Below are 6,333 nucleotides of genomic sequence, written 5' to 3' on the forward strand. Positions count from 1 at the left end.
CCAGCAGGCCGGTCAGCAGCAGCCCAGCTTCCAGCCGCCGACCCCGCCGCCGTTCCAGCCGCCGGGCCCCGGCACTCCCCCGCCGTTCCAGCAGTCGGGGTTCCACCAGCCGGGCATGGCGCCGCCTCCGCAGTACCCGCAGACCCCGCCGCCGTTCCAAGGCGCGCCCGGCCAGTACCCGCAGACCCCGCCGCCGTTCCAAGGCGGCCCGCCGTTCCCGCCGGGACCGCCGCAGGGGCCCGGTTTCGGCCATCCGCCGCAGCGCTCGTCCAACAACGGCCTGTACGCGATCGGCTGCGCCGTGCTGGCGATCATCGCGATCGTCCTGCTGATCGTGATCATCGTCGCCAACGGCGGCGACGGTGACAAGGACAAGGTGATCTCGCAGCCGACCGAGGAGACCTCCTCCCTCGCCGAGTGCAGGAGCACCTCCACCTCCAGCGGGTTCCCCTGTGCCTTCGCGGGCACCTGGAAGGGGACCGTCGTCTACAAGGAGCCGAAGCCGCAGAGCCTCACGGTGACCATCTCCATCCGCGAGGGCGACTCCACCGGAACGATCAGCTACGTGAACTCCTCCGGCGGGACCTGCGGCGGCACCCTGCGCTGGATCAGGAACAGCCCGGCCGCCACCTACCTCGGCATCGTCGAGGACAGGGTGAACACCGCCGACACCAGCAGCGGCTGCACCGGTATCAACTACGACATCCTGTTCCCCTTCACGGACCGCCAGAAGATGTCTTTCATGGTGTTCAAGAACCAGACCGCCGCCGAGTCCTCGAACTACCTCAAAGAGAACCTGGCCATCGGCACCCTCAGCAAGCAGTAGCACCACAGGCACGCCGCACCAGCAGTAAGGAACCTCGTTGTACCAGCCTCCCGGTTCCCCGCCGCCGCCGTACGGACCCCCGCCGGGCGGCGGCGCCCCGCCACCACCGCCTCCGTTCGGGGGCGGCGGCGGACCGTACTACTCGCCGCCCCCTCCGCCGCGCCGCGACAACGGCCCGCTGATCGCCCTGCTGGGCATCGGCGGGCTGCTGGTGGTGCTCCTGCTCGGCGCGGCCGCCGTCTTCGTCCTCACCAAGGGCGACGACAAGGCCGACAGTCCCACGACCGTTCTGGAGCCCGCGGCGGAAGCGCCCGGAACCACCGGATTCTCCGCCAAGTACGCCGGCACCTGGAGTTCGACGGTCTACCAGAAGCGGCCTTCGACGGCGTCCTACATCGTGACCGTCGAGATCGCCTCGGGCGCCTCCACCGGCAAGATCACCTACGCGAACCGGCCGGGCGAGGCCACCTGGACGTGCTCGGGCACCCTGACGTTCGTCAAGACCCTCGGCTCCAGCGGCTACAAGTCCGTCACCCGGGAGAACATCACCGAGAAGAACGGCCAGGACTGCGACAGCTTCGGCTACGACGTCCTGTTCCCCAAGAGCGACGGCACCGGCATGTTCATCACCACGTACTACACGCTGGCCGCCGCCGAGCAGGACACCGAGTACAACGCGATCGGCACCCTCGAGAAGACCTGACCGCCCGGTCAGCCCATCCGGTCAGCCCGCCCGGTCAGCCGAGGGGCAGCCGGACGGTGATGACGAGCCCGCCGCCGGGACGGACCGCCGCGTGCACCGACCCGCGGTGGGCCGTCACGACGGACTTGACGATCGACAGGCCGAGCCCGGCGCCCTTCGCCGACTCGATCCGGTCGTTGTTCAGCCGGCGGAACGGTTCGAAGAGCCGGTCCACCTCGTAGGCGGGGATGACGGGCCCGGTGTTCTCGACCTGGACGGCCGCGAAGCCGTCCAGGTCGCCGGTCCGCACATAGACCTCGCCGTCGTCGATGTTGTGCTTGTAGGCGTTGTCGACGAGATTCGCCACCAGATGCTCCAGCAGCACGGGATCGCCGGTGGTGCGGGCGGCGGTCAGCTCGGTGTGCAGCACGATGCCCTCGCACCGGTCGGGACGCTTGCGCACCTGCTCGATGACGGTCTCGGCGACGTCCTTGAGGTCGACGGCCGAGCGCGTGGTCAGTTCGCGTTCGCTGCGCGCCAGCAGGAGCAGCCCCTCGATGAGCCGTTCGTGCCGCGCGTTGGTCGCCAGGAGGGTCTTGCCGACCGTCATCAGATCGGGCGAGACCTCGTCGTCGGTGAGCGCGACCTCCAGCAGGGTCCGGTTGATCGCGAGCGGGGTGCGCAGCTCGTGCGAGGCGTTGGCGACGAACCGGCGCTGGGAGTCGAAGGCGTCGCTGAGCCGTTCCAGCATCGCGTCGAAGGTGTCGGCGAGCTCCTTGATCTCGTCCTGCGGGCCTTCCAGGGCGATCCGCTCGTGCAGGGTGCTCTCCGACAGCCGGCGGGCGGCGGCCGTGACCTTCTGCAACGGGGCGAGCGCCCGGTCGGCGACGATGTAGCCGAGCATCAGCGCGAGCACCCCGACCCCGAACAGCGCGAAGGTCATCCGGCGGAGCAGGTCCTTGAGCATCTGCTCGCGCAGGTCGTCGGCCAGCCAGTGCGGGCAGTTCGGGTTGAGCCGGACCGAGCACCCTTCCAGCGACAGCCGGGTGCCGGGCTGCAGCACCGAGCTGAACACGGCGCTGACCAGCACATAGGTGACGACCATGAGGAGCAGCCCGGCGAGGAAGAACATCGTGCCGTACAGCAGGGTCAGCCGCATCCGGACGCTGACGCCGGGCGGCCGTGACTTCAGCTCCGCGATGACCTCTCTGGGCCGTCTCACAGCCGGTAACCCACTCCCGGCACCGTCTCGATGACGGCCGGCTCGCCGAGCTTCTTGCGGAGCGTCATCATCGTGACGCGCACCACGTTGGTGAACGGGTCGATGTGCTCGTCCCAGGCCTTCTCCAGGAGCTGCTCGGAGCTGACCACGATGCCCTCGGCGCGCATCAGCACCTCCAGGACCGCGAACTCCTTGCGGGTCAGCTCGACCGGGCGGCCGTCGCGCAGCACGGTGAACCGGTTGGGGTCGAGCTCGATCCCGGCGCGCTCCAGGGTGGGCGGCAGCGGGGTCGCGGTGCGCCGGCCGAGCGCCCTGACCCGGGCGATCAGCTCCTTGAACGCGAACGGCTTGGGCAGGTAGTCGTCGGCGCCCAGATTGAGGCCCGCGACCTTGTCGTCCAGCTCGCCCGCCGCCGTCAGCATGAGGATGCGCGCGCCGTACCGGTCGGCGACCAGCCTGCGGCAGACGTCGTCCCCGTGCACCTTGGGCAGGTCGCGGTCCAGGACGACCACGTCATAGGCGTTGACCCCGGTGCGCTCCAGCGCGCCGGCCCCGTCGTAGGCCACGTCGACGGCCATCGCCTCCCGGCGCAGGCCGGTCGCGATCGCGTCGGCCATGACCCTTTCGTCCTCGACGACCAGAACCCTCACTCGTTCCCCCTTGCAGTCGTTCTCCGTTATGCCATACGCCGGGTAAGCGACCGGTAAGGGCCGCCACCGGAAGTTCACCCGGCGAGCGCGTTTAGCGCCCTGGGCCCGAGGGGTAAAGGTGGCCTGACCCGGGAGGACCTTTTCATGCGCGAGCTTTCCGAGACCATCCAGCAGCGGCTCACCGACGCCTACGAGTCGCTTCACGCGGCCAAGCGCGACGGCGACGTCTATCTCGCCGATCTCCGCCAGTCCGAGATCGACGAGCTCCGTCGGATCGCCGCCAACCACGACCTGCACACCGGTGGCCGGCCCGACTGACGGGTCAGTCGCGGGCCGGGTCGAGTGGCGCCAGGAGGTCGTGGAGGGGCTGGAACAGTCCCGGTCCCGCGGCGATGGTCAGCTCGGGCCCGGCCGGCGCCCCGTTCAGACCACCGATCACCCCGCCCGCCTCGGTGACGAGCAGCCGGCCCGCGGCGATGTCCCAGGCCTGCACCCCGCGCTCGTAGTAGCCGTCCACCCGGCCCGAGGCGACGGCGCACAGATCGACCGAGCAGGCCCCGCCCCTGCGGATGTCGCGGATGTTGGGGAGCACGCCCGTCAGCACCCTGGCCTGGGCGGTCCTGCGCTCGACGGCGTAGCCGAACCCGGTGGCGATCAGCGATCGGGCCAGATCGGTCTCGGCGCCCGCCCGGAGCGGTTCGCCGTTGCGGTAGGCGCCGCCGCCGCGCACGGCCGTGTAGGTCTCGCCGCGGCGCGGGATCTCGATCACCCCGACGGCCGGTTCCCCGTCGATCTCGGCGGCGATGCTGACCGACCAGTCCGGCAGGTCGTACAGGTAGTTGACGGTGCCGTCGATCGGGTCGATCACCCAGCGGACCCCGCTCGTCCCGGCCGTGGAGCCGCCTTCCTCGCCGAGGAAGGAGTCGTGCGGCCTGACCGCGGAGATCCGCTCCTGGATCAGCCGTTCGGCGGCCTGGTCCATCTGGGTGACGATGTCGGTGGCGCTGGACTTGGTGGCGACCACGTCGGGGCCGTCCGCCGGACGCTTGTCGATCAGCATCCGGCCGGCCTCCCGCGCGGTCGCGACGGCCAGGTCGAGTAGCGCGGTCAGGTCTTCCATCAGTCAGTTCCTCGCGTAGAGATCGCGGGCCATCGCCACGAAGGCCGGGTGGGTGCCGGGCGTCGCGGCCCTGACCAGGGTCATGCCGAGCCCGGCGGCCAGGTCGCGCGCCTCGACGTCGAGGTCGTACTTGACCTCCATGTGGTCGGAGGTGAACCCGATCGGCACCAGCACCACGGAGCCGACGCCCTCGGCGTGGAGTTTCTCCAGATGGTCGCAGATGTCGGGCTCCAGCCACGGGGTGCGGGGCGAGCCGCTGCGGCTCTGGTAGACCAGATCCCAGCCGAGGGAGGGGTCGACGGCGTCGTGCACCCGCCGGGCGGCCTCGTGCAGCTCCGCCTCGTACCGCTCCCTGCCGTCCTGGGCGAGGGGCACGCTGTGGGCGGTGAACACCAGCCGCGCCCCCGGGGCCCGCTCCAGCGCGGCGCGGGCGGACTCGGCGAACGGGGCGAGGAACCCCTCCTCCAGGCAGTAGACCGGCAGCTTGGTGATCTCGGGGGCGCCGGGCACGGCCGCGCGGGCCCGCTCCAGATCCTCCAGATACTGGCCTTCGCAGGAGTAGCCGCTGTAGGCGGAGGTGACGAACGCCTTCGCGCTGGTCACGCCGTCGGCCGCCATCTGAGCCACCGCGCCCTCCAGGAAGGGCGCCCAGTTGCGGTTCCCCCAGTAGACGGGCACGTCCACGACCGCCTCCAGGGCGGCCTTCAGCTCACGGCACTGCTGGTTGATCGGGCTGACCCCGCCGAACAGGTGGTAGTGCTCGGCGACCTTCTCCAGGCGCGCGCGGGGCACCCCCCGGCCACGGGTCACGTTCTCCAGGAACGGCATGACGTCGGCGGGCCCTTCCGGCCCCCCGAACGACACCAGAAGCAGCGCATCCATACCCACCAGCCTATGAGAACTGGCGCGCGTAAGCGTTGGCGAGATTCAGCACTTTCTGGACGTACCAGTCGGCGTGGTTGTAGGCGAAGACCGCCTTGTACATCTGCTGCGGCGCTCCGGCCGCGCACAGGTACCTGGCGGCCGAGGGGATGGCGTCGTAGGGGTTCATGATGTCGGCCTTGCCGTCGCCGTCCCCGTCGGTGCCGTAGGACTTCCAGGTGGCGGGCATGAACTGCATCGGCCCCATCGCGCCCGCCGAGGAGACGCCCGGGTTCTGGTTGTGGTCGCTCTCGATCTGGCCGATCGCGGCGAGAATCGTCCAGGACAGGCCGGGGCAGCGGGTCGCGCCCTGCTTGTAGAGATCGAGATAGCTGCCGCCCGTCCCGACCTGGGCCTTCTTGGTGTTGAGGTTGAGGACGGTCGAGCGGCTGCCCAGCACGTCCTTGATCTTCTCGGTCAGGGCGGCGGGGTCGGCGCCGGGCGCGTTGACCATGACCGCGACCCCGTCGACCAGGCCGAGCGCGTCGCCGGTGCGCTTGCTGACCAGCATGTCCACCGCAGGGATGCCCAGATCGGCGGTGCCGCCCAAGGTCACGCCGGGGGCCGAGCGGGCGACGATCTGGTACTGCGCGCCGGGCTGGAGGCCGAGCCCCTGGGCGGTGGTGGGCGAGGCGACGAAGCGGTCCGCGGCCAGCGCCGCCCACAGCTCCTGGTTCTTGCCGGTGGCAGGCGGGGTCCAGGACCGGAACTCCGACGGGTCGACGGCGAACACGTTGACCTGGCGGTCCTGCAGCCGGACGGCGCCGCCGTCCACGACGATCACGTCCCTGACCTTCTTGATCCGCTTGATCCTGGCGGTCTGGTCGGGGCGGATGCCCGCGGCCAGCACCCCGAGGACGTCCGGGGGGACCACCCGCCGCCAGGGGGCGACGGCCGGGGCCGCGGCGGGCG

The 6,333-nt window shown here is 70.7% G+C and carries 7 protein-coding genes and 1 pseudogene; 3 read left to right on the forward strand and 5 right to left on the reverse strand.

The genetic code is table 11. The features are described 5' to 3' along the window. Both ACYVE7_RS27115 and ACYVE7_RS27120 read left to right on the forward strand, forming a co-directional pair. Positions 1–826: pseudogene (locus tag ACYVE7_RS27115) on the forward strand (hypothetical protein); the annotation flags it as partial. Between the two features lie 37 nt (positions 827–863). Further along, positions 864–1,529: a hypothetical protein gene (locus ACYVE7_RS27120; protein ID WP_460368460.1), complete on the forward strand. Its 666-nt coding sequence runs from the start codon at positions 864–866 to the stop codon at positions 1,527–1,529. A 34-nt stretch (positions 1,530–1,563) separates the two neighbouring features. Here ACYVE7_RS27120 and ACYVE7_RS27125 read toward each other — a convergent pair whose 3' ends face one another. Both ACYVE7_RS27125 and ACYVE7_RS27130 read right to left on the reverse strand, forming a co-directional pair. Next, positions 1,564–2,730: a sensor histidine kinase gene (locus ACYVE7_RS27125; protein WP_460368462.1), complete on the reverse strand. Its 1,167-nt coding sequence runs from the start codon at positions 2,728–2,730 to the stop codon at positions 1,564–1,566. Continuing rightward, entirely contained in the window at positions 2,727–3,380 is a 654-nt protein-coding gene (locus ACYVE7_RS27130) for a response regulator transcription factor (protein WP_460368464.1), read from the reverse strand. Before ACYVE7_RS27130 ends, ACYVE7_RS27125 begins: the two co-directional genes overlap by 4 nt. 144 nt (positions 3,381–3,524) lie before the next feature. Here ACYVE7_RS27130 and ACYVE7_RS27135 point away from each other — a divergent pair, with 144 nt between their 5' ends. Continuing rightward, positions 3,525–3,698 carry a hypothetical protein gene (locus tag ACYVE7_RS27135; RefSeq protein WP_460368465.1) on the forward strand — a complete coding sequence of 58 codons (174 nt, stop codon included), beginning with the start codon at positions 3,525–3,527 and terminating at the stop codon, positions 3,696–3,698. Positions 3,699–3,702: 4 nt separating this feature from the next. Here the strand turns inward: ACYVE7_RS27135 and ACYVE7_RS27140 are convergent, their stop codons facing one another. The 3 genes from ACYVE7_RS27140 to ACYVE7_RS27150 form a co-directional block, all read right to left on the reverse strand. Next, positions 3,703–4,500, reverse strand: a complete 798-nt coding sequence (locus tag ACYVE7_RS27140) for an inositol monophosphatase family protein (protein ID WP_460368467.1) — start codon at positions 4,498–4,500, stop codon at positions 3,703–3,705. 3 nt (positions 4,501–4,503) lie between these two features. After that, the gene (gene hemH / locus ACYVE7_RS27145) at positions 4,504–5,382 is read right to left on the reverse strand and encodes a ferrochelatase (RefSeq protein WP_460368468.1); all 879 of its coding nucleotides are present in this window, start codon (positions 5,380–5,382) and stop codon (positions 4,504–4,506) included. A gap of 10 nt (positions 5,383–5,392) precedes the next feature. Next, positions 5,393–6,333: lytic transglycosylase domain-containing protein (locus ACYVE7_RS27150; RefSeq protein WP_460368469.1), on the reverse strand; the 941-nt coding region annotated here is incomplete at its 5' end.

The sequence above is a fragment of the Actinocorallia lasiicapitis genome, assembly GCF_054778695.1.

Bases quoted from the DNA above. Each gene is read 5' to 3' on its own strand.
- ACYVE7_RS27135 (WP_460368465.1), top strand. From the start codon at position 3,525: ATGCGCGAGCTTTCCGAGACCATCCAGCAGCGGCTCACCGACGCCTAC.
- ACYVE7_RS27140 (WP_460368467.1), bottom strand. From the start codon at position 4,500: ATGGAAGACCTGACCGCGCTACTCGACCTGGCCGTCGCGACCGCGCGG.
- hemH (WP_460368468.1), bottom strand. From the start codon at position 5,382: ATGGATGCGCTGCTTCTGGTGTCGTTCGGGGGGCCGGAAGGGCCCGCC.